The sequence below is a fragment of the Reyranella sp. GW821-FHT12G01 genome, from assembly GCF_058806575.1.
The window spans coordinates 774561-800078 of sequence record NZ_JBXAPV010000002.1; the positions used below are offsets into that span (position 1 = coordinate 774561).

17 protein-coding genes are annotated in these 25518 nt (G+C 65.8%); 6 read left to right on the forward strand and 11 right to left on the reverse strand.

The window, feature by feature from the left end:
- Positions 1-5: 5 nt before the first annotated feature.
- Both AC1RP5_RS23180 and AC1RP5_RS23185 read right to left on the reverse strand, forming a co-directional pair.
- Complete coding sequence (locus AC1RP5_RS23180; protein WP_493114639.1) at positions 6-8252, reverse strand: M10 family metallopeptidase C-terminal domain-containing protein; 8247 nt, start codon at positions 8250-8252, stop codon at positions 6-8.
- A 400-nt stretch (positions 8253-8652) separates the two neighbouring features.
- Positions 8653-9072 carry a (R)-mandelonitrile lyase gene (locus tag AC1RP5_RS23185; protein ID WP_493115249.1) on the reverse strand — a complete coding sequence of 140 codons (420 nt, stop codon included), beginning with the start codon at positions 9070-9072 and terminating at the stop codon, positions 8653-8655.
- A 155-nt stretch (positions 9073-9227) separates the two neighbouring features.
- On the opposite strand from AC1RP5_RS23185, the gene AC1RP5_RS23190 reads away from it, so the two are divergent.
- Positions 9228-10124 carry a LysR family transcriptional regulator gene (locus AC1RP5_RS23190; protein ID WP_493114641.1) on the forward strand — a complete coding sequence of 299 codons (897 nt, stop codon included), beginning with the start codon at positions 9228-9230 and terminating at the stop codon, positions 10122-10124.
- Between the two features lie 10 nt (positions 10125-10134).
- On the opposite strand, the gene AC1RP5_RS23195 is transcribed toward AC1RP5_RS23190, so the two are convergent.
- On the reverse strand, positions 10135-10866 hold the full coding sequence (locus AC1RP5_RS23195) for a carboxymuconolactone decarboxylase family protein (protein ID WP_493115251.1): 732 nt from the start codon (positions 10864-10866) through the stop codon (positions 10135-10137).
- Positions 10867-11042: 176 nt separating this feature from the next.
- Between AC1RP5_RS23195 and AC1RP5_RS23200 the strand changes: the two genes are divergently transcribed.
- On the forward strand, positions 11043-11834 hold the full coding sequence (locus AC1RP5_RS23200) for a YggS family pyridoxal phosphate-dependent enzyme (RefSeq protein ID WP_493114642.1): 792 nt from the start codon (positions 11043-11045) through the stop codon (positions 11832-11834).
- A gap of 10 nt (positions 11835-11844) precedes the next feature.
- On the opposite strand, the gene AC1RP5_RS23205 is transcribed toward AC1RP5_RS23200, so the two are convergent.
- From AC1RP5_RS23205 to AC1RP5_RS23215, 3 genes are all read right to left on the reverse strand, one after another.
- Positions 11845-12618: a glycosyltransferase family 2 protein gene (locus AC1RP5_RS23205; RefSeq protein WP_493114644.1), complete on the reverse strand. Its 774-nt coding sequence runs from the start codon at positions 12616-12618 to the stop codon at positions 11845-11847.
- Between the two features lie 10 nt (positions 12619-12628).
- The gene (gene galE / locus AC1RP5_RS23210) at positions 12629-13624 is read right to left on the reverse strand and encodes a UDP-glucose 4-epimerase GalE (protein ID WP_493114645.1); all 996 of its coding nucleotides are present in this window, start codon (positions 13622-13624) and stop codon (positions 12629-12631) included.
- A 75-nt stretch (positions 13625-13699) separates the two neighbouring features.
- Positions 13700-15454 (reverse strand): carbamoyltransferase family protein, encoded by a 1755-nt coding sequence (locus tag AC1RP5_RS23215; protein WP_493114646.1) that lies wholly within the window; start codon positions 15452-15454, stop codon positions 13700-13702.
- Positions 15455-15759: 305 nt separating this feature from the next.
- Between AC1RP5_RS23215 and AC1RP5_RS23220 the strand changes: the two genes are divergently transcribed.
- Positions 15760-16785, forward strand: coding sequence for an NAD-dependent epimerase/dehydratase family protein (locus AC1RP5_RS23220; RefSeq protein WP_493114648.1), 1026 nt, complete (start codon positions 15760-15762; stop codon positions 16783-16785).
- An 88-nt stretch (positions 16786-16873) separates the two neighbouring features.
- On the opposite strand, the gene AC1RP5_RS23225 is transcribed toward AC1RP5_RS23220, so the two are convergent.
- Positions 16874-17845, reverse strand: a complete 972-nt coding sequence (locus AC1RP5_RS23225; RefSeq protein ID WP_493114650.1) for a UDP-glucuronic acid decarboxylase family protein — start codon at positions 17843-17845, stop codon at positions 16874-16876.
- Between the two features lie 148 nt (positions 17846-17993).
- Between AC1RP5_RS23225 and AC1RP5_RS23230 the strand changes: the two genes are divergently transcribed.
- Together AC1RP5_RS23230 and AC1RP5_RS23235 are read left to right on the forward strand one after the other, a co-directional pair.
- Positions 17994-19553 (forward strand): fatty acid--CoA ligase, encoded by a 1560-nt coding sequence (locus tag AC1RP5_RS23230; protein ID WP_493114652.1) that lies wholly within the window; start codon positions 17994-17996, stop codon positions 19551-19553.
- A gap of 94 nt (positions 19554-19647) precedes the next feature.
- The gene (locus AC1RP5_RS23235; protein ID WP_493114654.1) at positions 19648-20712 is read left to right on the forward strand and encodes a phosphotransferase; all 1065 of its coding nucleotides are present in this window, start codon (positions 19648-19650) and stop codon (positions 20710-20712) included.
- 113 nt (positions 20713-20825) lie between these two features.
- Here the strand turns inward: AC1RP5_RS23235 and AC1RP5_RS23240 are convergent, their stop codons facing one another.
- The 4 genes from AC1RP5_RS23240 to AC1RP5_RS23255 are packed head-to-tail and all read right to left on the reverse strand — an operon-like array spanning position 20826 to position 24585.
- Entirely contained in the window at positions 20826-21563 is a 738-nt protein-coding gene (locus tag AC1RP5_RS23240; RefSeq protein WP_493114655.1) for an ABC-type transport auxiliary lipoprotein family protein, read from the reverse strand.
- Positions 21560-22594, reverse strand: coding sequence for an MlaD family protein (locus tag AC1RP5_RS23245; RefSeq protein WP_493114656.1), 1035 nt, complete (start codon positions 22592-22594; stop codon positions 21560-21562). The genes AC1RP5_RS23240 and AC1RP5_RS23245 overlap by 4 nt, the downstream gene beginning before the upstream one ends.
- A 6-nt stretch (positions 22595-22600) precedes the next feature.
- Complete coding sequence (locus AC1RP5_RS23250) at positions 22601-23455, reverse strand: ABC transporter ATP-binding protein (RefSeq protein WP_493114658.1); 855 nt, start codon at positions 23453-23455, stop codon at positions 22601-22603.
- Positions 23455-24585, reverse strand: coding sequence for an MlaE family ABC transporter permease (locus AC1RP5_RS23255; protein WP_493114659.1), 1131 nt, complete (start codon positions 24583-24585; stop codon positions 23455-23457). The genes AC1RP5_RS23250 and AC1RP5_RS23255 overlap by 1 nt, the downstream gene beginning before the upstream one ends.
- A 95-nt stretch (positions 24586-24680) precedes the next feature.
- Between AC1RP5_RS23255 and AC1RP5_RS23260 the strand changes: the two genes are divergently transcribed.
- Entirely contained in the window at positions 24681-25511 is an 831-nt protein-coding gene (locus AC1RP5_RS23260) for a polyphosphate kinase 2 family protein (RefSeq protein ID WP_493114661.1), read from the forward strand.
- Positions 25512-25518 lie beyond the last annotated feature (7 nt).

A 25518-nucleotide genomic window follows, 5' to 3' on the forward strand; every position in this document is an offset into this window, starting at 1 on the left:
TCCGATCAGACGACGAAGAAGGCGTTGTGGTCCAGCGCAAGGCCGGTCGAGATCACGGCGAAGGTCTTGGCCGCGCCCGAGCCGGTGCCGTCGGCGTCGTACATCACGTTGCCGGTGGCCGCGTCGTAGAGAATGCGGTCGTCGGCATCGTGCGAGGCGCTGCCGGCATGGAAGGCCGCGGCGGCGAGCGCCCCGGCGGCGCCGAAGGCGGTGAAGATCGCCTTGTCGAGGGCGATCAGGTCGCTGCCCACCGTGAAGTCGAGGATCGTGTCGACATTGTTCGTCGCCACGGCGGTGTTGAAGAGGAACGTGTCGTTCCCGTCGCCACCGACCAGCGTGTCCTTGCCGGTTCCGCCCGCCAACGTGTCGTTGCCCGCGCCGCCCTCCAGGCGGTTGGCCAGCGTATCGCCGGTCAGCGTGTCGGCGCCCGAGCCGCCGATCACGTTCTCGACGTTGACGACCGTGTCCTCGGCGACGCCGTTGACCTTCACGGTGGCCACCGTAGCGCCCGTGAGCGTGACGCTCACCGAGGCCGTCTTGTCGCTGTAGTCGGCGGTGTCGACGCCCGTGCCGCCGTCGAGCGTGTCGTTGCCGAGACCGCCCTTCAGGATGTCGGCGCCGGCATCGCCCGTCAGGACATCGGCGCCGCCGCCGCCCGACAGGACGTCGTCGCCCGCGCCGCCGTCGAAGCGGTTGGCGAGGCCATCGCCGGTGATGACGTCGTTGCCGAAGCCGCCGACCACGTTCTCGACGTTGCTGACCGTGTCCTCGGCGACGCCGTCGATTGTCACGGTCGCCGCGGTCGATCCGTTAAGCGTGACGGCGATCGCCACCCGCTTGTCGCTGTAGTCGGCTGTGTCGATGCCGCTGCCGCCGTCCAGCACGTCGTTGCCCGTGCTGCCGCGCAGCACGTCGTCGCCCGTGCCGCCCAGCAGCACGTCTTCGCCGGCGCCGCCCCACAGGACGTCGTTGCCCGCTCCGCCATCGAGACGGTTGGCCAGTACGTCGCCGGTGAGCGTGTCCGCGCCCGTGCCGCCGATCAGGTTCTCGATGTTGTTGATCGTGTCCTCGGCGATGCCGCCGACCATCACACTGACCAGGGCCGCGCGGTTGAGGGTGGCGACCACCGAGACGGTCTTGTCGCTGTAGTCGGCGGTGTCGATCCCCGCGCCGCCGTCCAGGATGTCATTCTCCGTGCCGCCCTTCAGCACGTCGTCGCCCAGGCCGCCCAGCAGCATGTCCTCGGCCGCCCCACCCTGCAGGATGTCGTTACCCGCGCCGCCGTCGAAGCGGTTGAGCTGGTTGTCGCCGATGAAGGAATCGTCGCCCGATCCGCCCACCAGGTTCTCGATGCGGTTGATCGTATCCTCGGCAACACCGTCCACCTTCACGACCACGGAGGCCGATGCGGCGAGCTTGACCGAAACCGAGACCGTCTTGTCGCTGTAGTCGGCGGTATCGATGCCGCTGCCGCCGGTCAGGTCGTCGTTGCCGGCTCCACCCATCAGCCAGTCGTCGCCGCCGGCCCCGTTCAGCGTATCGTTGCCCGCGCCGCCGTAGATGAAGTCGTTGCCGTCGCCGGTGCGGATGCCGTCGTTGCCGCCGCCGGCACGGAACACGAAGTTCTCGACGCCGCTGAAATCGACGCGGTTGTTGTAGTTCGGGTTGTCGCCGAAAAAGGCTCCGGAGTAGCCTCGTGGCAGCGAGCCCGTAAGCGCCACGCCGCTGGCGCCACTGGCGTCCCAGGTCGAGATCGACCGGTCGATCAGCGACCAGTCGACCGTCAAGGTGTCGGTGCCGGTGCCCATCGCCACGGTGTCGCGGCCGCCGGTGACCGTGACGGCATCGTCGCCGGCATTGGTCTCGATCACGTCGTCATGGCCGTGCGTCTGCGTGTTGGTCGTGACCGTCGCCAGGGTCTGGATCCTGTCGTTGCCGTCGCCGGTCTTGAGCGTCAGCGACTCGATCCCGCGCACCGTCGCGCTGCCCATGTAGGTGAGCTGCACGCCGGTCAGGTCGAGGTTGATGTTGATCGCCTGCTCGGCCGTGGCGAACGACTTGTCGGCCTCCCAGCGATCGATGCCGGCGCCGCCATCGACGATGTCGATGCCTTTGCCGGTGATCAGGTGGTCGTTGCCGCCGCCGCTCACGACGGTGTCGTTGCCGTCGCCGGTGCGAATGAAGTCGTTGCCGTTGCCGGTCTTGATGATGAAATTCTCGACGCCGCTGAAGTCGACGCGATTGTAGAAGCGGCTGTCGTCGCCGTAGAGGATGCCCGAATAGCCCGCTGCCAGCGAGCCGGTCAGCCCCGCACCGGAGCCGGTGACGTCGAGCGTGCCGACATGGCGATCGATCAGCGACCAGTCGATGGTCAGCGTGTCGGTGCCTGTACCCATGCTGACGGTGTCGCGACCGCCCGTGACCGTGACGGCGTCGGTGCCGGCATTGGTCTCGATGAAGTCGTCGTAGCCGTGCGTCTGCGTGTTGCCGAGATCGGTCGCGTAGGTGAGGACCGTATCGGCGGCGGCGCCCGTCTTAAGCGTCAGCATCTCGATCCCGCGCACCGTGGCGGTGCCCATGTAGGTGAGCTGCGTTCCGGTCGCGTTGAGGTTGATCTTGATCGCCTGCGCCGCCGTCGCCGCCGACTTGTCGGCGTCCCAGCGATCGAAGCCGGCACCGCCATCGACGATGTCGGTGCCCTTGCCGGTCATCAGGTAGTCGTTGCCGTCGCCGCCCGAGACGGTGTCGTTGCCGTCGCCGGTGCGGACGCTGTCGTTGCCCGCGCCGGTGCGGACAACGAAGTTCTCGACGTCGCTGAAGTCGACGCGATTGTAGAAGCGGCTGTCGTCGCCGTAGTAGATGCCCGAATAGCCTGTCGCCAGCGAGCCGCTCAGCGTCATCCAGGTGCCGATGGGGTCGCAGGTCCCGACCGCGCGATTGATCAGCGACCAGTCGACGGTCAGCGTGTCGGTTCCGGCGCCCATCGCCACGGTGTCGCGGCCGCCGGTGACGGTGACGGCGTCATTGCCGGCATTGGTCTCGATCACGTCGTCGTAGCCGAACGTGTTGGTGATGCCGATGACCGTCGCCAGGGTCTGGATCGTGTCGTTGCCCGCGCCGGTCTTCAGGGTCAGCGCCTCGATGCCACTGACCTTGGCACCGAGATAATTGAGCTGCGTGCCCGCCAGGTTGAGATTGATGCTGAGCGGCTGCGCCGCCGTCGTGAAGGACTTGTCGGCCTCCCAGCGATCGACGCCGAGGCCGCCATCGACGGTATCGATGCCCTTGCCCGTGTTGATGTAGTCGTTGCCGTCGCCACTCGCGACCGTGTCGTTGCCGTCGCCGGTGCGGATGCTGTCGCCGCCGCTGCCGGTCTTGATGATGAAGTGCTCGACGCCGCTGAAATCGACGCGATTGTAGTAGCTCGGGTGGTCGCCGTAGAAGATGCCCGAGTAGCCCGTCGCCAGCGAACCGGTCAGCGCCACGCCACCGGCGCCGGTGGCGTCCAGGGTTACGGTCGCGCGATTGATCTGCGACCAGTCCACGGTCAGCGTGTCGGTGTCGGCGCCCATGGCGACCGTGTCCCAGCCGCCGGTGACGGTGACCTCGTCGTTGCCGGCATTGGTCTCGATCTGGTCGTCGTAGCCGAAGCGCCCGGTGTCGCTCAGCACCGTCGGCGCCGTGCGGATGATGTCGTCGCCCGCGCCGGTCTTGAGGGTCAGCATCTCGATGCCGCGCACCGTCGCGCGGCCCATGTAGGTAAGCTGCGTGCCCGCGAGGTCGAGCTTGATGCTGACCGGCTGAGCCGCCGTCGCGTAGGACTTGTCGGCCTCCCAGCGGTCCGCACCGTCGCCGCCGTCGATGGTATCGATGCCCTTGCCGGTGTTGATGTAGTCGTTGCCCGCGCCGCTGCTGACCGTATCGTCGCCGTCGCCGGTGCGGATGCCGTCGCCGCCCCTACCGGTGCTGATGATGAAGTGCTCGACGCCGCTGAAGTCGACCCGGTTGTAGTAGTTCGGGTTGTCGCCGTAGAAAATTCCCGAGTAGCCGGTCGCCAGCGATCCGGTCAGCGCCACGTTGGCGGCACCGGTGCTGTCGTAGCTTCCCATGCCGCGGCCGATCAGCGACCAGTCGACGGTCAGCGTGTCGGTGCCGGTTCCCATGGAGACGGTGTCGCGGCCGCCCGTGACAGTGACCGCGTCGTTGCCGGCATTGGTCTCGATCACGTCGTTGTAGCCGAACGTGTCGGTGATGCCGATGACCGTCGCGGAGGTCAGGATCGTATCGTTGCCCGCACCGGTCTTGAGCGTCAGCATCTCGATGCCGCGCACCGTGGCGGTGCCCAGGTAGGTGAGCTGGGTGCCGGGCAACTTGAGGTCGATGTTGATGGCCTGCGACGCGGTCGCGAAGGACTTGTCGGCCTCCCAGCGGTCGTTGCCCCCGCCACCGTCGATGGTGTCGACGCCCTGGCCGGTACTGAGATAGTCGTCGCCGATGCCGCTGGTGACCGTGTCGTTGCCGTCGCCCGTGCGGATATAGTCGTTGCCGCTGCCGCTCTTGATGATGAAGTGCTCGACGCCGCTGAAGTCGAGCCGGTTGTAGTAGCTCGGGTGGTCGCCGAAATAGATGCCCGAATAGCCGGTCGCCAGTGAGCCAGTCAGCGCCACGCCGCCGACGCCGTTCGCGTCGTAGGTCGACATGGAGCGACCGATCAGCGACCAGTCGACGGTCAGCGTGTCGATACCGGTTCCCATCGAGACGGTGTCACGACCGCCGGTGATCGTGACCGCATCGTTGCCGGCGTTGGTCTCGATCACGTCGTTGTAGCCGAACGTGTCGGTGATACCGGTTACGGTCGCATAGGTGAGGATCGTGTCGTTGGCCGCGCCGGTCTTGAGCGTCAGCATCTCGATGCCGCGCACCGTCGCGCCGCCCATGTAGCTGAGTTGCACGCCCGCCTGGTTGAGATCGATGTTGATCGCCTGGGCCGCCGTCGCGAACGACTTGTCGGCTTCCCAGCGGTCGGCGTCCGCGCCACCGTCGACGATGTCGATGCCCTTGCCGGTGTTGATGTAGTCGTTGCCGCCGGCGCTCGACACGATGTCGTCGCCGTCGCCGGTGAGGATGCCGTCGTTGCGGTTGGCGCCCTTGATGTCGAAACGCTCGATGCCGCTGAAATCGACGCGGTTGTAGTAGCTCGGATGGTCGCCGAAATAGATGCCCGAATAGCCTTCGGCCAGTGAGCCCGTCAGCGGCACCCCACCAACGCCCGTCGAATCGTAGGTCCCTATGCCGCGATCGATCTGCGACCAGTCGACGACGAGAAGATCGTTACCCGCACCCGCCGTCAGCGTGTCGCGGCCGCCGATCGTCTTCAGCACGTCGTCGAGCGCGCCGCCAGCCAGGGTGTCGTTGCCCATGCCGCCGGTCAGCTCGAACCGTTCGACGTTGTTGAACGTCATCGTGTAGTAGTAGTGAATCGTCGACGGGACACCCTCGACGGTGGTCGTGACCGTGTGCGAGAAGCTCCGGTAGATGTTGGGCTCATCGACGTTGCGGTAGATATCCCGCTGCGACGCCGACCAGTCCATGATCAGCAGGTCGTTGCTGCCGGCGCCGCCGTCGAAGGTCGCGCCATAGGACGTCGCGAAATCGACCGCCAGCGTATCGTCGCCCCCGAAGCCCGCGAAATAGGTCGACGTGCGGTTCTGGTAGGGATCGACCGGATTGGAGATCGTCCCGCGCACATCGAGATAGTCGTTGCCGTCACCCGCCTCGAGGTTGACCGCTTCGATCGAGATGAGCTGCGTGCCGTTGCCGAGCGTGACGCTGCCCGATCCCATCGTGTCGACCAGGCGGATCGTGTTGTTGCCGCCTGACAGTTTCAGGACCGCGCGGTCGAACCCGGCGCCGCCGTTCAGGATGTCGACACCGCCGCCGCCCAGCAGAACGTCGTCGCCGCCGTTGCCGATCAGGATGTCGTTGAACTCGCCGCCGCGCAGCGTGTCGCCGGCCGAGCCGCCGGTCAGCTCGAAGCGCTCGACTTCCTTGAAGAACAGGTTCTGCGCCGCGTCGCCGATGACGGCCGGCGTGCGCTGATAGCTCTCCGCCATGCCGATTTCGGACGAATTGGCGACGTTCAGCCCGCGATAGATGATCGAGGTCGTCGCGTTGTGCCAGTCCATCACCAGCGTATCGACGCCCGAGCCGCCGTCAAAATGGTCGTTGCCGCCGCCGATGTCGTCGAAGGTCACGCGGTCGTCGCCGCCATGGCCGAACACCGTGTCCGAGCCGGTGCCGGGCGAGAACGTGTCGTTGCCGTCGTTGCCGGGATCCTGGTCGTCGGCCTTCGCCGTGGCGTGGTCGGCGCGATACATGCGGACATTGTCCAGCAGGGTGCCGTTGCCGTCGGCGCCGCCGATCTCGACGAAGGTGAGACGGTTCTTGTCGGTGCTCGTGCCCGCGCCGCCGGTCACGTCGATGTAATAGGTGACGTAGCCGGTCGTGGGATCGACGTAGGTCTGGTGACTCTCGAACCAGGTGAGCTTGGTGCCACCCCAATAGACTTCCAGGCGCGCCGCGGTGGAGGCGTCGAGCTTCCGCGCCTCGAAGGCGATGCGGTACGAGACGCCGTCCTCGGCCCTGTCGACTTTCTGGGTGATGCTGACATTAGTGCCGACCGTCTTGCCTTCGAGGTCGATGCCGTACTTGCCCTCGAAGGGCGCCGCACCGACCACCGCCGACGTGAACAGTTCGCGGCCCGGGCCGGACAGCAGCGTCCAGCCCTCGAGGTCGGGCAGGTAGTTCGAATAGCCGTTGCCGTCGATGGTGGGCGGCGCCACCACTTCGAAGCCGCCGTTGATGATCAGGTTGGTGTCGGCGCCGTAGAGATGGTCGTCGCCTTCATTGCCGACGATCACGTCGTTGCCGAGGCCGCCGCGAATGACGTCGTTCTCGGCGCTGCCGAACAGCGTGTCGTTGCCCTTGACGCCTTCGAGCTTGGCCCCGCCCACGCCGCTGGCCGCAACCAGCCGGTCGTCGAAGTTGCTGCCGATCAGGTTCTCGATGGACGTGAAATGGTCGCCCTGGGCATGGCCGCCCGACGGCGCACGCGTGTCCTGGCGCCCGAGATCGATGTCGACGGCGGCATTGGACCGGATGAAGGTCACCGTGTCGCTGCCCGCGCCGCCATCGAACGTGTCGCCGCCGGCGCCGCCGTCGAAGAAATTGTCGGAAGCGTTGCCGATCAGCGTGTCGTTGCCGCCGCCGGTGATCGCCGTTTCGATCACGGTGCCGAAGGCGATGGCGATGTTGTTGGTGAGGCCCCCGGCGCTGCTGAAGCTGCCGTCGATAAGCGAGACCCTGGCCGCGTCGTTGAAGCCCGACAGGTCGAGCGTGTTGTGGACGCCCTCGTCATAGATCGTGATGACGGGATTGGTGTTGATCGTGAAGTCGAAGAACTTGGCGATCGAGCCGGTGATGTTGGTGTTGAAGCCGAACACGTCGCCGCCGTCGAACGGCGAATCCGTGGCCGTACCGTAGAGCCGCTGGATGGCGATGATGTCGATCGGCATCCAGGTCGAGCCGGTTTCGATAGTATCGTTACCGTCGGTCACCCAGCGGGTGTTGGTGTAGTCGTAGCTGGCGCGGTAAAGCGACGTGGAGCGGCTGTCCCAGCCGATGTAGGACATCGACGTCCACATGCGCTCGTCATATGCGCTGAACTGCTGCGTCGATTCGTCGGCCGACATGTTGTAGGCGCCGCCATGCCCGAGCCCGAGCACGTGTCCCACCTCGTGAAGGATCGTGTTCAGCCCGTAGGCCTGCGCTTCGACGAACGAGCCGCTGAGATCCCAACCGAAGACCGAAGTCTCCATGTTGATGATCCACTGGCCGTTGCTTTGGCCGAGCGAGCTGCCGCTTCCCACGGTGAAGGGACCACCGGCCTTGGCACCGGCGCCTTCCGGTCCGCGCACCAGCAGGACGTCGGCGCCGCCGACGCCCAAGGTGAAGGTGACGTTGGCGATGGCCGACCACATGTCCATCGCCGTGACGAAGGTGGCCTTCTCCGTTGCCGTCCAGGTCGACGCCGCATCGAACCCGTAGGTGATCGTCGCGCCGGTGCCGGCGGTGGTGTCGCCGAACTTGTGGGCCGTCCGACCGGTCGATCCCCAGTAGGAGTTGTTCGATATCGTACCGTCGGCGTTCACGCCGGTGATGAAGGTGACTTCCTGCTCGAAGCTGGGGGTCACCGGCGCCGACGTAGGGGACGGTCCCTTTGGCGATGCGGAGGAGGAACCGCCCGCAGATTCCGTGGACGAACTGGCGAAATTCTCGAAGCTGCCCCACCCCCAGTGAGAGAGGCCCTTGCTGTCGTCACCACAAAAGATGCACATCGCTCAACCCCAAGGCCGCGAGCGCGCTTCACCCATGCGGGTTGACGCGACTGGCGCGTTTTCACATACAGTGCAAATCAAGAAAGCGCCGCCGATCCGGCTTCCCAGACGCTTTTCCCCTGCACACCCAATGACTTCCCGAGCCGAAACTACAGGCAGGCGTGTCGACCAGTTGTGAACCGGGCGAGCGATTGATCAGGCGGAAAAGTAAAATTCTCGTGGTTTGCGGCGGCGGGCTTCGACGCAAAGACCCGAGCTATTTGCCGTACTGGTCGTCCGTCACCCCCTCCAGCCACTCCACGACCTTGCCGTCCTTGCCCTCGGTGATGGCGATGTGTGTCATCGCGGTCGTCGGCGCGGCGCCGTGCCAATGTTTCGCGCCGGCTGGAATCCACACGACATCGCCCGGCCCGATCTCCTGCACCGGACTGCCCCAGCGCTGAACGCGGCCCGCACCGGCCGTCACGATCAGGATCTGGCCGACCGGATGGGTGTGCCAGACCGTGCGGGCGCCGGGCTCGAAAGTCACCGCGCCGCCGCGCGACTGCCAGGGCGCGTCCCCCTGGAACAGCGGATCGACACGCACCGTGCCGGTGAAGAATTGGGCGGGCCCCTTCCCGGAGGGCTGGGAGCCATTGCGTTTGATCTCGAGCCCGGCTTCGGCCTGAGCGGCCACGGCAAAGGGCAGCAAAGAAGTCAGGGTCGAGGCGAGCGTGGCGGCGAGGAATTTCACGGGTCATTCCCTTTCGTGAAGCGCCGCCCCTCATAAACAGTGCGAGAACCTGCGATTAGCCGATAAAATCGGGTTGAACCTATGAGTGAGGCTCATGAATGGACCGCAACATCCTCGATGCCCTGATGGCCTTCTCGGTGGTGGCGCGGGAGCGCAGCTTCACCCGCGCGGCTGCCAGGATGGGCCTCTCGCAGTCCGCGCTCAGCCACACGATCCGCGCGCTGGAAGAGCGCCTCGATCTGCGGCTGCTGACGCGCACCACCCGCAGCGTGGCGCCGACCGAGGCCGGTGAACGCCTGCTGCGCACCGTCGAGCCGCGCCTGGAGGAGATCGATGCCGAGCTAGAGGCGCTGGGCGAGCTGCGGACCAGGCCGGCCGGCACGATTCGCATCACCGCCGTCGATGTCGTGGCCGATACGGTGATCTGGCCCAGGCTCGTGCCGTTCCTCAGGAAGTATCCGGACATCAAGGTCGAGATCATCACCGACTACGGCCTCACCGACATCGTGGCCGAGCGCTTCGATGCCGGCGTGCGGGGTGGCGAGCAGGTGGCGAAGGACATGATCGCGGTTCGCATCGGGCCGGATACGCGCATGGCCGTGGTCGGCGCGCCCGGCTACTTCGCCAAGCGCAAGCCGCCGCGCTCACCCCAGGAGCTGATCGAACACGCCTGCGTCAACCTTCGGCTGCCGACGCGCGGCGGCCTCTATGCCTGGGAGTTCGAGAAAGCGGGCCGCGAGATGCGGGTCAGGGTCGACGGCCAGCTCACGTTCAACGGCACCAACCAGATGCTCAACGCCGCACTCGAAGGCTTCGGCCTCGCCTATGTGCCGGAGAGCGTGGCGATGCCGTACTTAAGCAAGGGCAAGCTTCGGCGGGTACTGCAGGATTGGTGCCCTCCCTTCTCCGGCTATCACCTTTATTATCCCAGCCGGCGACAGCCCTCGGCCGCCTTCTCATTGCTGGTCGAAGCGCTAAGGCATCGCGGGAAGTAGAGGCACGCTCCTACTTCGGCCTCTTCTCGATCACGTCCTTGACCACGGGCGCCGCCGAGAAGGCGGCGGGCCAGCCGGCATAGAAGGCAAGATGCGTGACGACTTCCCCCGCCTCGACTGCGGTCAGCCCGTTATCCATGGCCCGACCGAGATGATACGGAATTTGGGCGACCTGGCCGTTGGCGATCAGGGCGCTCACCGTGACGAGACTGCGATCGCGTGGTGCGAGATCCGGACGCAGCCACAGATCGCGGAACAGCACGTCGGTCGTGAATTGCACGAGACCGGGCACGGTGCCGCTGAACTGCTGGCCGACGCGCTGGGCGCGATCGGCTTCACCTTTCTCATCGATCGGCAAAGGCTGCGGCGCCGCCACCGGAAGCTGGTCCGCGCCGATGTTGCGACGTGCAAACACGTCCTTCGCGACGGCAACGGCTGCCATGCCGTTCGACCAGCCGGAATAGAAGGCCAGATGAACGATGGTCTCCGAGATTTCGGCGGGCCTTACGCCGTTATCGAGCGCACGGTCGAGATAGAAGGCCATTTCGACCGTCTGGCCGCGTGCGATCAGCGCCGCCAGGGTCACCAGACTGCGGTCTCGTGCCGAGAGCTGGGACCGCTTCCAGAGATCGCCCAGCAGGCGCGACTGGGCATAGGCATCGAGAGCGGGCGCGACCTTCTTCACATCGTCGGATGAAAGAGCCGGCCGCTGCTCGGCCTGGGTCGCCGGGGACAGCAGCATCAGGAGAGCTGCCAGCGCGGGTACGCGTGATTTCATGGGACCTCCACAAGGCCCTCTCAAAGTAGAGAATTCGCATTGCCTGAATAGTCAGGTAATCCCGCATGCACTAATGAGTGAGGCTCATGAACCGCGACGCGCCCACACCGGCTCGTCCAACGGCAACAGGACAGTAACGCATGAGTTCCTTTTCCAGTCCGGTTTCCCCGCTTTCTCCCGAAGACACCGAGCGCTTCGGTCCCGATCCCGAGGCGGCCTTCCGCGTCAATCTCGCCGCCGTGGAGGAGCGCATTTCGCGCGCTTGCGCGCGGGCCGGGCGCGACAGGGCCTCGGTGCGCCTTCTGCCCATCACCAAGACCGTGCCCGCGCATATCCTGCGACTTGCCCATGCCGCCGGAATCCATCCGTTCGGCGAGAACAAGATCCAGGAAGCGATGGGCAAGCGCGACGAGCTGCAGGACCTTCCGATCGACTGGCGCATCGTCGGCCACCTCCAGAGCAACAAGGCGAAGTACCTGGCGCGCTTCGCCACCGAGTTCCATGCGCTCGACAGCACCAAGCTGGCCGAGATCCTCGACAAGCGGCTGGAGATCGAGGGTCGCACGCTCAACGTTTACATCCAGGTCAACACGTCGGACGAGGACACCAAGTACGGCCTGCATCCCGACGACCTGCCGGCGTTCATCGACTCGCTGGGCCAGTATCCGCGCCTGAAGCCGCGCGGCCTGATGACCCTCGCGCTGCTCAGCAGCGACATGGTGAAGGTCCGCCCCTGCTTCGCGCTGCTGCGCCGCTTGCGCGACGAGGCGGTCAAGCGCAACGCCAACCTCACCGAACTGTCCATGGGCATGTCGGGCGACTTCGAGGAAGCGATCGAGGAAGGCTCCAACGTCGTGCGCGTCGGCCAGGCGATCTTCGGCAAGCGGCCGACACCGGACGGCCACTACTGGCCGGGTCTTCTGAAGACCTGAAGCGGCGGTGTCAGCGACCGCCGGACAGGCGGCGGTCCAGCAGTTCCAGCGCCAGCAGCACTTCCGCCAGCAGGCGCTGGAAGGCGTAGAACCAGCCGGCCTTGCCGTCGAGCACGGCGCCCTTGGCGAACAGCACGTAGCCCAGCACCAGGATCGGCGCCGGCCAGCCCATCAACCGTATTTTGTCGGCGCGACCGAGGCGCTCGCGCGGCGTCTCGAGAAGATGCGCCGCCTCGCGCGCTGCGTATTTGAGCTGCGAGCCCAGCCATCGCGACAGCGGCTTGCGGTCGTCGTGATAGATCGCGCCCTTGAGATCCTGCACGCGGCCCTGCAGGCGGATGCGATGCCCGTGACCCTCGTTCTCGTAACGCGCGCCGGCGACACGATAGAGGACGGCGCGCGGCGGATAGAGCGTGCCGCGCAGGGGATGCCCGTAGATACGGTAGACGAAGGCCGCCTTGTAGCCGGTGTCTCCGGCGGACGGCTGCAGGCCCGCCATCTCGGAAACGAAGGCATCGCTCAGCTCGTAGTCGGCATCGAGCGAGAGGACCCAGTCGGTGCGGATATGGGTCAGGCCGAAATTGCACTGCTCGGCGAAGCTGTCGAACGACCGGTGGATCACGTCGATGCGCGGGTCCTTCGCCAGAACGTCGAGCGTGCCATCGGTGCTGCCGCTGTCGATCACCACGATGCGCTTGGCCCAGCCGAGCTTCGACACCGTCCGCTCGATGTTGGCGATCTCGTTGAACGTGATCAGCAGCGGCGTGACGGTGTCGCGGTCCATGGCTTGGCGCTCAGCGGGCCTTGGCCTGCATCGCGCCGGACCGGCTTTCCGTCATCCACGTCCAGGCGCTGCGGATGATGTCGTCGATACCCGAATGCGCCGGTGTCCAGTCGAGCGCCTGCCGCGCCAACGCCACGTCGGCCACCAGCACCGGCGGATCGCCCGCGCGCCGCGGCGCCTCGACGGAATGGATGGGACGCCCCGTGAGCACGCGCGCCCGCGCGATGACCTCGCCGATCGAGGCCCCGTGGCCCGCGCCGAGATTGTAGGCCTGATAGGTGCCGCCCTTGCAGCGCGACAACGCCGCGACATGGGCGTTGGCGAGATCGGTCACGTGCACATAGTCGCGCACGCAGGTGCCGTCCTGCGTATCGTAGTCGGTGCCGAACACGGAGATGCTCGGCCGCGTGCCCTGCGCCGCCTTCAGTACCAGCGGGATGAGGTGCGTCTCGGGATCGTGCTCCTCGCCCAGCTCGCCCTCGGGATCGGCGCCGCCGGCGTTGAAATAGCGCAGCGCGATGGCGCCCAGCCCGTGGGCGGCACAGGCGTCGCGCAGGATCTGCTCGCCCATCAGCTTGGTATGGCCGTAGGGATTGATCGGCCGCTGCAGCATGCCCTCGACGACCGGCAGGCGGTCGGGCACGCCGTAGGTGGCGCAACTGCTGGAGAAGACGATCGAGCCGATGTCGTGGGCCCGCATCACCTCGATCAGGGTGATCATCCCGGCGACGTTGGCACGATAGTAGCGGACGGGTTCTGCCGTCGATTCGCCGACATAGGCCAGCGCCGCGAAGTTGATGACCGAGTCGGGGCGGTGCTCGCGGATTGCGGCGGCGAGCGCCACGGGATCGTTGATGTCGCCCTGGACGAACGGGCCCCATTTCACGGCCCACGGATGGCCGGTGTGCAGATTGTCGTAGACGATCGGCAGATGGCCTGCACGGGCGAGCGCCTTGCATGTATGCGAGCCGATATAGCCCGCGCCCCCTGCCACCAATACACGCACTAAGCCGTCCCCCGATCGGATGTCTTGCCGGCAGGATAGCTCAATTGAAGGGACCGGTCCTGTCGCCGCACGGGATCAACGCTGGATCAGCGTGTCGCCCAGCACGAGGACGTCCATCTTCGTGCGCAGGAAGCAGTCGATCGCCTCCTCCGGCTTGCAGACCACGGGTTCGTTCTCGTTGAAGCTGGTGTTGAGCACGATCGGCACGCCGGTGAGGTCGCGGAACGCCGAGATCAGCCGTGCGTAGCGGGCATTGCCCGACCAGGTGACGGTCTGCAGGCGGCCGGTGCCGTCGACATGGGTGACCGCCGGGATATCCTTCCGCTTCTCCTCGCGGATGCGGAAGACCTGCATCATGAACGGCACGTCGTCGTCGGTCTCGAACCACTCCGGCACCGCCTCGCGCAGGATCGAGGGCGCGAAGGGCCGGAAGGACTCCCGCCGCTTGATCTTGAGGTTGAGGATGTCCTTCATGTCGGCGCGGCGCGGATCGCCCAGGATCGAGCGGTTGCCAAGCGCGCGCGGGCCCCATTCCAGGCGGCCCTGGAACCAGCCGATCACCTTGCCTTCCGAGATCGCCTGCGCGGTGTGGCGGCAGAGCGTCGCCTCGTCGGCGATGCGCTCGATGCTGCAGCCAGCGGCGTCGAAATCGGCGAGGCGCTGCTCGATCGCGGCGGCAATCTGGTCGGGCGTCGCCGAAGGGCCCCAATAGGAATGGTCCATCACGAAGTGGCGCTTCTCGGCGGCACCACCCGTCTTGTGCCAGGTGGCGAAGGCCGCGCCGATCGCACCGCCGGCATCGCCGCCGGCCGACTGGACGTAGAGCTTCTTGAACGGCGTGCGCTCCAGCACCTTGCCGTTGGCGACCGAGTTGTAGGCGCAGCCGCCGGCCAGCACGACGGCATCGGCGCCGTAGCGGGCGTGCAGCGCGTTCAGCAGGTTGAAGAAGGCGTTCTCGTAGGTGACCTGCGCCGAGCGCGCGATGTCGCGATGCTTGTCCTCGAGCGGCCCCGCCGGATCGCGCGCCGGGCCCAGCAGCTTCACGAGTTCGTCGCTCCACAGGCGACCACCCGAAGGAATGCCGTCCTTCACCTGGTAATTCGCGCCCTCGCCCGAGGCGTGGCGGAAGTAGCGCAGGTCGAGCGCGAAGGTGCCGTCGTTCTTGAGGTGGACGATCTCCTTCATCTGCTCGACGAAGGCCGGCTTGCCGTAGGGCGCGAGGCCCATGACCTTGTACTCGTCGCCATAGTGCGGGAAGCCGATGAACTGCGTCATCGCCTCGTAGAAGACACCCAGCGAGTGCGGAAAGAAGACGCGGCCGTCGACCGCGAGATTGCCGCCCTCGCCCAGCCCCCAGGCCGCCGAGGAGAAGTCGCCGAAGCCGTCGACCGAGACAGCCACGGCCTTGTCGTAGGGCGAGACCAGGAAGGCCGAGGCGAGATGGCAGAGGTGATGCTCGACCGTGTGCGTGGTCCCGCGGAATTCCTGCTCGGGCAAATGGCGCTTCAGGTTGCCCGCGATGTCGGCGCGCTCACCGCGATTGCGCAGCCGGCTCATCACGTAGTTCAGGCTGACACCCGACGTCAGCGCGTAGGCGAGCTTGCGCCAGCGGTTGGCCTGGTTGTCGCTGTTCACGGCCACATGGTCGACGTCGCCCAGCGAGATGCCGGCCTCGGACAGGCAGTAGCGGATCGATTCGCTGGGGAAGCCGCCCCAATGCTTGATGCGGCGGAACCGCTCCTCCTCGACCGCCGCGACCAGTTCACCGTCCTTCACCAGACAGGCAGCCGCATCGGCGTGATAGGCGTTGAGGCCGAGGATGTAGGTCATGCGGAAAGGTCGGACATCGCGAGAAAATTACGCCTAAGGGGTTCGTATAGATCAATTTTTGCGCCGGACCATCTTTTTCACCGTCCTTGCAGTTTCGGCGGGGCCGCCCGGCGGCGGGATCATGCACAGTCCCTGCGGCGCCGGGTGGCTTGACGAGACCGGTACTTCCAAGCAAACGGACATCCTCGCGCGGCCCGTCTCTCTCCGGGCCCCGATCGCGTGCTCGACCGAGGCGCGGCGCCATCCTCGCAAGTCGTTGAAAAGTCGGATAAAAACCCTCGCTTCGATCGAAAGGCCTTCATTTCATGTCCAAGAATGATCTTGTGGTCGTCACCGGCGCCGGTGGCTTTATCGGCGGCCATCTGGTCAAGGTCCTGCAGCAGCGGGGCCACACCAAGATCCGTGCGGTCGACGTGAAGCCGCTCGAGGAGTGGTATCAGAAGACTCCGGGTGTCGAGAACCAGGTGGGCGACCTCGCCCTGCTCGAGCCCTGCCGCAAGGCCGCCAAGGGCGCCGCGATGATCTACAACCTGGCCGCCGACATGGGCGGCATGGGCTTCATCGAGACCCACAAGGCCGAGTGCATGCTGTCGGTGCTCACCAGCACCCACATGCTGGTCGCGGCCAAGGAAGCCGGCGTGCCGCGCTTCTTCTATTCGTCCTCGGCCTGCGTCTACAACGGCGACAAGCAGACCGACGCCAACGTCACCGCGCTCAAGGAAGAAGATGCCTACCCCGCCCTGCCGGAAGACGGCTACGGCTGGGAGAAGCTGTTCAGCGAACGCATGGCCCGCCACTTCCGCGAGGATTTCGGCATCGCGACCCGCGTGGCGCGCTACCACAATGTCTACGGTCCGGAAGGCACCTATGACGGCGGCCGCGAGAAGGCTCCGGCCGCGATGTGCCGCAAGGTCATCGCCGCCAAGCTCTCGGGCAAGCACGAGATCGAGATCTGGGGCGATGGCGAGCAGACCCGTTCGTTCATGTACATCGACGACTGCACCCAGGGCACGATCAAGCTCGCCGAGAGCGACATCATCGAGCCGCTGAACATCGGCAGCGACGAGCTGGTCAGCATCAACACGCTGGTCGACATGGTCGAGAAGATCGCCGGCATCAAGCTGAAGCGCAGCTACAAGCTCGACGCGCCGAAGGGCGTGCGCGGCCGCAACAGCGACAACACGATGATCAAGAAGCTGATGAACTGGGCTCCGTCCATCCGTCTCGAGGACGGCATGGAGAAGACCTACAAGTGGATCTACGACGAGATGACCTCGGGCAAGGTCTCGGTCGTCAACGCGCTGCCGAAGCAGGCGCTCGCCGCGCAGTAAGCGCGCCGGGATCCGCCGAAATTAAGAGCGCCGCGAAGGAAACTTCGCGGCGCTTTTTCTTTGCCCGCGGGCCGAGCTTCGCTCGGCCCTAACGCCCGATGCCGCTCACGCCCTTGTTGCTCTTCAGCAGGTCGTCGAAGAAGGCGATCGTCTTGTTCAGGCCCTGGTCGAGCGGCACCTTCGGCTCCCACTTCAGCTTCTCGCGGGCGAGCGTGATGTCGGGGCAGCGCTGCATCGGATCGTCGACCGGCAGCGGCGCGAAGACGAGTTTGCTCTTGCCGCCGACCTTGTCGAGGATCTTCTCGGCAAGATGACGGATCGGCATCTCGACCGGGTTGCCGATGTTCACCGGCCCGGTGAAATCGTCGGGCGTGTGGTCCATCAGGCGTAGCCAACCATCGAGGAGATCGTCGACGTAGCAGAAAGCGCGGGTCTGCATGCCGTCGCCGTAGATCGTGATGTCCTCACCCTTCAGCGCCTGCACGATGAAGTTCGACACCACGCGCCCGTCGTTGGGATGCATGCGCGGGCCGTAGGTGTTGAAGATGCGCGCCACCTTGATGCGCAGGCTGTGCTGGCGGTGATAGTCGAAGAACAGCGTCTCGGCGCAGCGCTTGCCCTCGTCGTAGCAGGCGCGCGGGCCCAGCGGATTGACGTTGCCGCGATAGCTCTCGACCTGCGGATGCACGGTCGGGTCGCCATAGACCTCGCTGGTCGAGGCCTGAAAGATCTTGGCGCGCACGCGCTTGGCCAGGCCCAGCATGTTGATGGCGCCGTGCACGCTGGTCTTGGTCGTCTGCACCGGGTCGTGCTGGTAGTGAACCGGCGAGGCCGGACAGGCGAGATTGTAGATCTCGTCGACCTCGACATAGAGCGGGAACGTCACGTCGTGACGCATCAGCTCGAAGCGCGGATTGTCGAGGCAGGCCGTGACGTTGGCCTTGCTGCCGGTGAAGTAATTGTCGACGCAGAGCACGTCGTGGCCGGCCTCGAGCAGGCGCTCGCACAGATGCGACCCGAGGAAGCCCGCGCCGCCGGTGACCAGAATCCGCTTGCCCATGGTGCCCCTTGGAATCGCCCGCAAGAAATCGTCGTGTTTCGCGCCCGACACTAGGCGATCAAGCTCTTGAATTCACTCCAAAACCACCGAAGGATGACGCTGCCCGGCTGCAACGACGGACGGGCCAATATCGCAGGGGAAGCGTCCTATGAGTATCGAGATGGTCGGCCTGGCCGACATCGTGCGCGTCCACGGAGCGGCGCGGCCCGAGACGGTGGCGATCGTCTACGAAGGTCGCCGTACCACCTATGGCGCACTCGACCGCGCGTCGAACCGGATCGCCGCCGGCCTGATCGCCGAGGGTGTGAAGCCGCAGGTCAGGGTCGCCCATCTCGACAAGAGCAGCGACGTCTATTTCGAGCTGCTGTTCGGCGTCGCCAAGGCCGGCGCCGTGATGGTCTCGGTGAACTGGCGCCTGGCGCCGCCCGAGGTGCTGCAGATCGTCAACGACGCCGAGGCCGAGATCCTGTTCGTCGGCGAGGAGTATTTCCCGGTCGTCGAGAAGATCCGCGACCAGCTCAAGACCGTCCGCAAGGTCGTGACCCTGGGCCCGCGCCACGGCGACTGGGAGGGCTTCGCCGAATGGCGCGACCGCCATCCCGACGCCGACCCGCGCCTGCCCTCCCGCTCAGAGGACACCGCCGTCCAGTTCTACACCAGCGGCACGACTGGCCTGCCGAAGGGCGCCGAGCTCACCAACGACAATTTCAGGTTCATGTTCGAGCAGTGGACGCAGAGCTGGCACATGCAGCCCGGCACCCAGAACATCGTCTGCCTGCCGATGTTCCATATCGGCGGCGCGGGTTGGGCGATCGCGGGCCTCTTCGCCGGCGCCACCAACCACGTGGTGCGCGAGTTCATCCCGGCGCGCGTGCTCGAGATCATCGAGCAGGACCGCATCGAGGTGATGCTGCTGGTGCCGGCCATGATCCTGTTCCTGGTCCAGGCGCCGCAGATTCGCGAGACCGACCTGTCGAGCCTGCGCCTGATCGTCTATGGCGCGGCGCCGATCCCGGCCGAACTGCTGAAGCAGGCGATGGCGACCTTCGGCTGCGGCTTCCAGCAGGTCTATGGCCTCACCGAGACAACCGGCGCCATCACCCTGCTCCCTCCCGAGGATCACGATCCCTCGGATCCGAAGAAGCTGCTGTCCTGCGGCTATGCCCAGGTCGGCGTCGAGTTGCGCATCGTCGACGATGCGGGGGCCGACCTGCCCGCCGGCAAGGTCGGCGAGATCGCGATCCGCTCGCCCCAGGTCATGCGCGGTTACTGGCGCCTGCCCGATGCCACCAAGCGCGCCGTCCACGGCGACTGGTTCTTCAGCGGCGACGCCGGCTACCTCGACGACAAGGGCTACCTGTTCATCTTCGATCGCGTGAAGGACATGATCGTGTCGGGCGGCGAGAACATCTATCCGGCCGAGGTCGAGAGCGCCCTGTTCGGCCACCCCGCCGTGGCCGACGTGGCAGTGATCGGCGTGCCCGACGAGCGCTGGGGCGAGGCGGTGAAGGCCGTGGTCGTGCGCAAGGCGGAGGCCGAGATCACCGCCGGCGACCTGATCGGCTGGGCTCGCGATCGGATCGCCGGCTACAAGCTGCCCAAGTCGGTGGATTTCATCGACGCCCTGCCACGCAATCCCACGGGCAAGATCCTGAAGCGCGAGCTGCGCAAGCCCTACTGGGAAGGCCGGGAGCGCAACATCAACTGACCGCCCTCACCTTCCCTCCGCCTCGCTAATCGCCCTGCGGACCCGGCTACAAACGCGCCTCGAATTTCCACTGCGACGGTTCTAGAAACAATCCATGTCCAATCTGCCCGACAATCTCACGCCCGTCCGCGCCGCCCACGTCTTCGACGAGGCCAAGCTCGCCGACTACATGAAGGCCAACGTCGAGGGCTATCGCGGCCCTCTCAGCATCCTCCAGTTCGAGGGCGGGCAGAGCAATCCGACGTTCCATGTCACCGACGGCGCCGGGAACCAGTACGTGCTGCGCAAGAAGCCGCCAGGCAAGCTGCTGCCCTCCGCGCACCAGGTCGACCGCGAATATCGCGTGATCAAGGCACTGGCGGACCATACCGACGTGCCGGTACCGAAGCCCTATGCGCTCTGCCAGGACGATTCGGTGATCGGCACGGCCTTCTACATCATGCAGTTCCTGCCCGGCCGCGTTTTCGCCGACGTCCGCATGCCGGGCATCTCGCCGGCCGACCGCGGCAAGATCTTCGATTCCATGAACGACGTGCTGGCCCGCCTGCACAATGTCGACTATCGCGCCGTCGGCCTCGGCGACTATGGCCGCGAGGGCCAGTACATCCAGCGCCAGGTCGCGCGCTGGTCGAGCCAGTACGACCTCGCCCGCACCGAAGAGATCGAATCGATGGAAGCCCTGAAGAAGTGGCTGCCGGAGAACATCCCGCCGGGCGACGAGACGCGCATCAATCACGGCGACTATCGCCTGGGCAACACGATCGTCCATCCGACCGAGCCGCGCGTCATCGCCGTGCTCGACTGGGAGCTGTCGACCTTGGGCCATCCGCTGGCCGACCTCGGCTACAACTGCATGATGTACCATTTCGGCCAGGGTTTCGGCGCCTCGGGCGGCTATGCCGGCGAGGACCTCAAGAAATTCGGCATCCCGACCGAGCAGGAATATCTCGCCGCCTATGCCCGCCGCACCGGCCGCAAGGAAGTGCCGGCCTGGGACTTCTACCTCGCCTTCTCACTGTTCCGCCTCGCCGCCATCGTGCAGGGCGTCTACAAGCGCGGCCTCGACGGCAATGCCTCGTCGGAGACGGCGACCAAGTACGGCAACCGCGCCCGCGGCATGGCCGATCTCGCCTGGAAGATTCTCGAGAAGCGCGCCTAAGGGGGCGCTTCACTCTTGTCATCCTGAGCGAAGCGAAGGATCTCACGCCCGCCACGCAGTTCTTTGGTCGTTCCGCCAGGTCCTTCGCTTCGCTCAGGACGACAGTTGGCCGACTACTCGTCGGTGTACGGCACCATCGAGGTGTCCTGCCCCCTGGGGCAGTTCTCGCTGTCGATCACGGCGTTCGCCGGATTGCGATAACGCTCGATGTCGTAGGGCGCCGAGTCGCTCGGCGGACGCGCGGGCGGCGTGCGCAAAGTCCACGACACCAGCCGCTTGATCACGCTGCCCAGCGCCTGGTCGAAGGCCTCGACGACCTTCGGCACCTTGTCGGCGCGCGCACGCACGCAACGCTCGATCGAGGCGACGCCGATGATCTGGCGGTCGGGCATGCGCACCAGCTTGGCGATGATGCGGACCTTCACGATCGGCGGCTGGCCGTAATAGTACATCGCCTCGAAATTGCGCAGGTCGGGCTGCAGCACGTAGTTGGCGCGCAGCGCGATCGATTCTCGGGAGACCGCCACGATCTTGCGGGTGTTCTCGAAGGAATCGACGATGCGGGTCTGCACCATCAGCGGCGCCCGGTCGGTCCACGCCACCTTGGCGTAGTAGTCGGTCGAGGTCGGCGTCATCGCGATGGCGATGCGGCCGGTGTTGAGGTTGGCGGCGGCCACCGGCGCCTCGACCGCGAGCTGCCAGTAGACCGACGGCAGGTCGGCGTCGAACGTGCTTTTAGGCGAGATGGTGTAGAGGTCGGTCGGCTCACCGGCCGAGTCGACGGCGCTGACGAACGAGCAGCTCGACAACAGGACAACGGCGGCCGCACAGGCAGCCAGGCATCGGATCATTTCGGCGTGTATCCCTGCTTGCCGCTGAACACGAAGTTGGCCGGATCGCGCTCCAGTCGTGTGGCGATGACGTTGAGGTTGGCGGTGAGCTGGCGCAGGTCGCGCAGCGCCAGCGAGAATTCGGTCAGGCCGGTCTCGGTGAAATTCTTGATCGGACGGCTGTTGTCGGTGACCAGCTTGCTGAGCTGGCCGGCGGCGGAATTGATATTGGCCAGCGCCGCCCGCGTCTCGTTCAGCGTCTTGCGCAGTTCGCCCGGATCCTTGCCGGCCAGCGCCTTGCGCGTCTCGGCATCCTGCGGCCCGATTTCCTGGGCAATCAGGGTGAGCGACTCGGAGAGGTCGTTCAGCTTGGCAAAGGTCTTGCGGAAGTCGGCAATGGCGCCGGGCAGCTCGGCCAGGGTGGTCTGGATCGCCTGGTCGGACTTGGCGAAGGCGTTGGTCGCCGTCTGCAGGTTCTTCAGCGAATCGGTGACCGCGCCGATATTGTCAGGGCTCAGCAGATCGTTCAGCCGGTCGACCGTCGTGCTGGCCTTGGTCAGCAGCTCCTGCGCCGAGGTCGAGGTCGCCTGCAGGAACGAGGCGCCCTCACGGATCTCGGGGTACGGCTTGTCGCCCAGCTTCTTCTTGGGCTTCACCTGGTCGACGTCGAGGCGGCCCACGATCTGGATGAAAGGCGCGCCGGCGATGAACGGCTTCTCGAACACGGCATAGGACCGATCGCGGATGTCGATCGCCCAGTCGACCGCGACCGTGACCTCGATCTTCTCCGATAGCCTCTCGCGCCCCGTGGAGCGCTGGGTGTCGACCCGCGAGGTGAGCTGGATGTTGACCACCCGCCCCACGCGCAGGCCGCGATAGAAGACCGGAGAATCGTTGGTCAGGCCCTGGACGTCGCCCGAGAAGAGAATGTCGTAATAGGCATAGGACGTGCGGTCGCCGGCGCGCAGCTTCCAGATCACGAAGCCCGCGACGGCGGCGACGAACAGGATCATCGCCGCGCCGATCAGCACGTAGGGCGATTTTCTTTCCATCCGATACTACTTCTGCTCCTGCCGCGCTGCGCGACCTCGGGGCCCATGGAAATATTCCCGGACCCAGGGGTGATCGTATTCCAGCAACTCCGCCATGGTACCAACCACGACGCGCTTGTCGAGGAGGACCGCGATGCGGTCGCAGATGGCATTCAGGCTGTCGAGGTCGTGGGTGACCATCAAAACGGTGAGCCCCAGGTTGCGGCTGAGGCCTTTGACCAGCTCGTCGTAGTGCGAGGCGCCGATCGGGTCGAGACCGGCGGTCGGTTCATCGAGGAACAGGAGGTCGGGGTCGAGCGCCAGCGCGCGGGCCAGGCTCGCACGTTTGCGCATGCCGCCGGAAAGTTCCGAGGGCTTCTTCTGCCCGGTATCCGCCGGCAAGCCGACCAGCGCCACCTTGAGCGCCGCGATCTCGCGCATCGTATCTTCCTCGAGCTCAGCATGCTCGCGGATCGGAACGATGATGTTCTCGGTGACATTCAGGGAGGAGAACAGCGCACCGTCCTGAAACTGGACGCCGGTGTGCGCCAGCATCTCGCGCCGGGCCTTGCCGTGCAGGGTGCTTGTGTCGACGCCCAGCATCTCGATGGTGCCCTCGCGCGCCTGGTTCAGGCCGATGATGGTGCGCAGCAGCACCGACTTGCCGGTGCCCGACCCGCCGACAAGACCGACAATCTCGCCACGGAATACGTCGAAATCGAGATTGTCGTGAATCACCTTGTCGCCGAACTGGGTCCGGATCCCACGCAGGCGCAGCACGACATCGCGCCCGTCGCTGTGATCGGTGATCTGCCCGCCTTCCGCCAGAGGGGCTTTCGGCGGCAGGTCTTCGGTGTCGGCCTGCTGGCCCGCTTCGGCCATCAGACGCCCGCGAGCAGGAAGATGATCGAGAAGATCGCGTCGAGCACGATCACGCAGAAGATCGATTCGACGACCGACTTGGTCGTGAGCTGGCCGACACTCTCGGCGCTGCCGCTGACCTGCAGACCCTCGAAGCAGCCGATGGTGGCGATCACGATGCCGAACACCGGCGCCTTGATCATGCCGGTGTAGAAGTGCCAGGCGCCGACCGTGTCGCGCAGCCGGTCGAAGAACTGCACGAAGGTGAAGTCGAGATAGACGGTGCAGGCGACCGCGCCGCCCAGCAGGCCCGCCATGTCGCCCCAGAAGGCCAGCAGCGGCATCGAGATCAGCAGCGCGCTGATGCGCGGAAGGACCAGCCATTCGACCGGGTTCAGGCCGATCGTCCGCATCGCGTCGACCTCCTGATTGACCTGCATCGTGCCGATCTGGGCGGTGAAGGCGCTGCCCGAGCGGCCGGCGACGATGATCGCCGTCAGCAGCGGCCCCAGCTCGCGGAACATGCCGATGCCGACGGCCTCGACGGTGAAGGTCTCGGCGCCGAACTGGCGAAGCTGCTGGACGCCCTGATAAGCGATCACGACGCCGATCAGGAAGCAGAGCACGCCCACGATCACCAGCGCCCGGATCCAGACCTCGTACATCTGCCGGATGACCGCACTCGGGCGGAACCGCTTGGGCTGAAGAATGGCCTCGACGACGACGACCAGGATCTCGCCGAAGAAGGCGCAGAGATTGAGAATCTGCTTGTAGAAGTCGACCGAGCCGCGGCCGATCTCCTCGAGCCAGTGCGCCAGCCAGTTGACCTGATGCTCGGGGTGGGCGTCGCACATATTCTCGCGGACGATCTTGAACAGGGCCGCCTGGGCCTCGTTCTTCGTCTCCACCTCGCCGTCAGGACCACACCCGGCAAGTTCCAGGATCTCGAGCGCCCCGGCGGTATCGAGCCGGTCGAGGCCGGTCGCATCGACGGAAGGTCGGTCCTTCGAGCCCGCACCGGCCGCCTGCAGCGCCTTTTCGGCCTTCTTGCGGATGCCGCGGACGCTGAACACGGTCCAGGTCCCGCCGACCTCGACGACGGGCTTGCCTGCCCGCTCCGTGTAACGAATTGTGGGTTCCGCGTCGGCCATCCGCGAGATTAGTCGTCGGGCGGGTTCGCGCTGTCAATCTCCCTGCGCATTGCCTCGCGCCTGCCCCGCTGTCACGATCCGGGCCGGAGGACTCGATGGGCAAATGGCCACGTCTGGACAAGATCGAGATGATCGACGGTCCGATCGACAAGCACGATTACGAAAACCAACTCAAGAAACTGCAGGACCGGCTGCTCGACCTCCATGTCCATCATCTCCGGACAGGCGGTCGCGTGCTGATCGGCATCGACGGCTGGGACGCCGCCGGCAAGGGCGGCCTGATCGAGCGGCTGGTGGCAGGGCTCGAACCGAAATCGGTGCAGGTCCACCGGATCGGCGCACCCTCGCCCGAGGAACAGGGCCGGCACTATCTCTGGCGCTTCTGGAACCGGCTGCCGGCGCCCGGCAACTGGGCGATCTTCGACCGGACCTGGTACGGCCGCGTCCTGGTCGAGCGCATCGAGGGATTCTGCCACAAGGCCGAATGGAAGCGCGCCTATCGCGAGATCAACGAGTTCGAGCGCCAGCTTGCCGATGACGGCGTCCGTATCGTGAAGCTGCTCGTGCATGTGAGCGAGGAAGAACAGAAGCGGCGGATGATCGAGCGGCTGAGCAAGCCCAGCAAGCACTACAAGGTCGGCCTGGAAGATTTCCGTAACATCGCCAAGCGCAAACAGTATCTCGACGCCTATCACGACATGCTGGTGAAGACCGACACCGAGCATGCGCCGTGGCACGTCATCGCCAGCGACGAGAAGATGCATGCGCGCCTGAAGGGCCTGAAGGTCGTGGCCGACCGGCTGGGCGAAGGCGTCAAGCTAGGCGACCACGAGCTCGATCCCGAGATCGCCAAGGCCGCCTACGAAGCCTGGGGCTGGAAGCCGGAAAATAGCGACAAAGGCAACAAGACCAAGAAGAGCAAGTAGGTCGCGC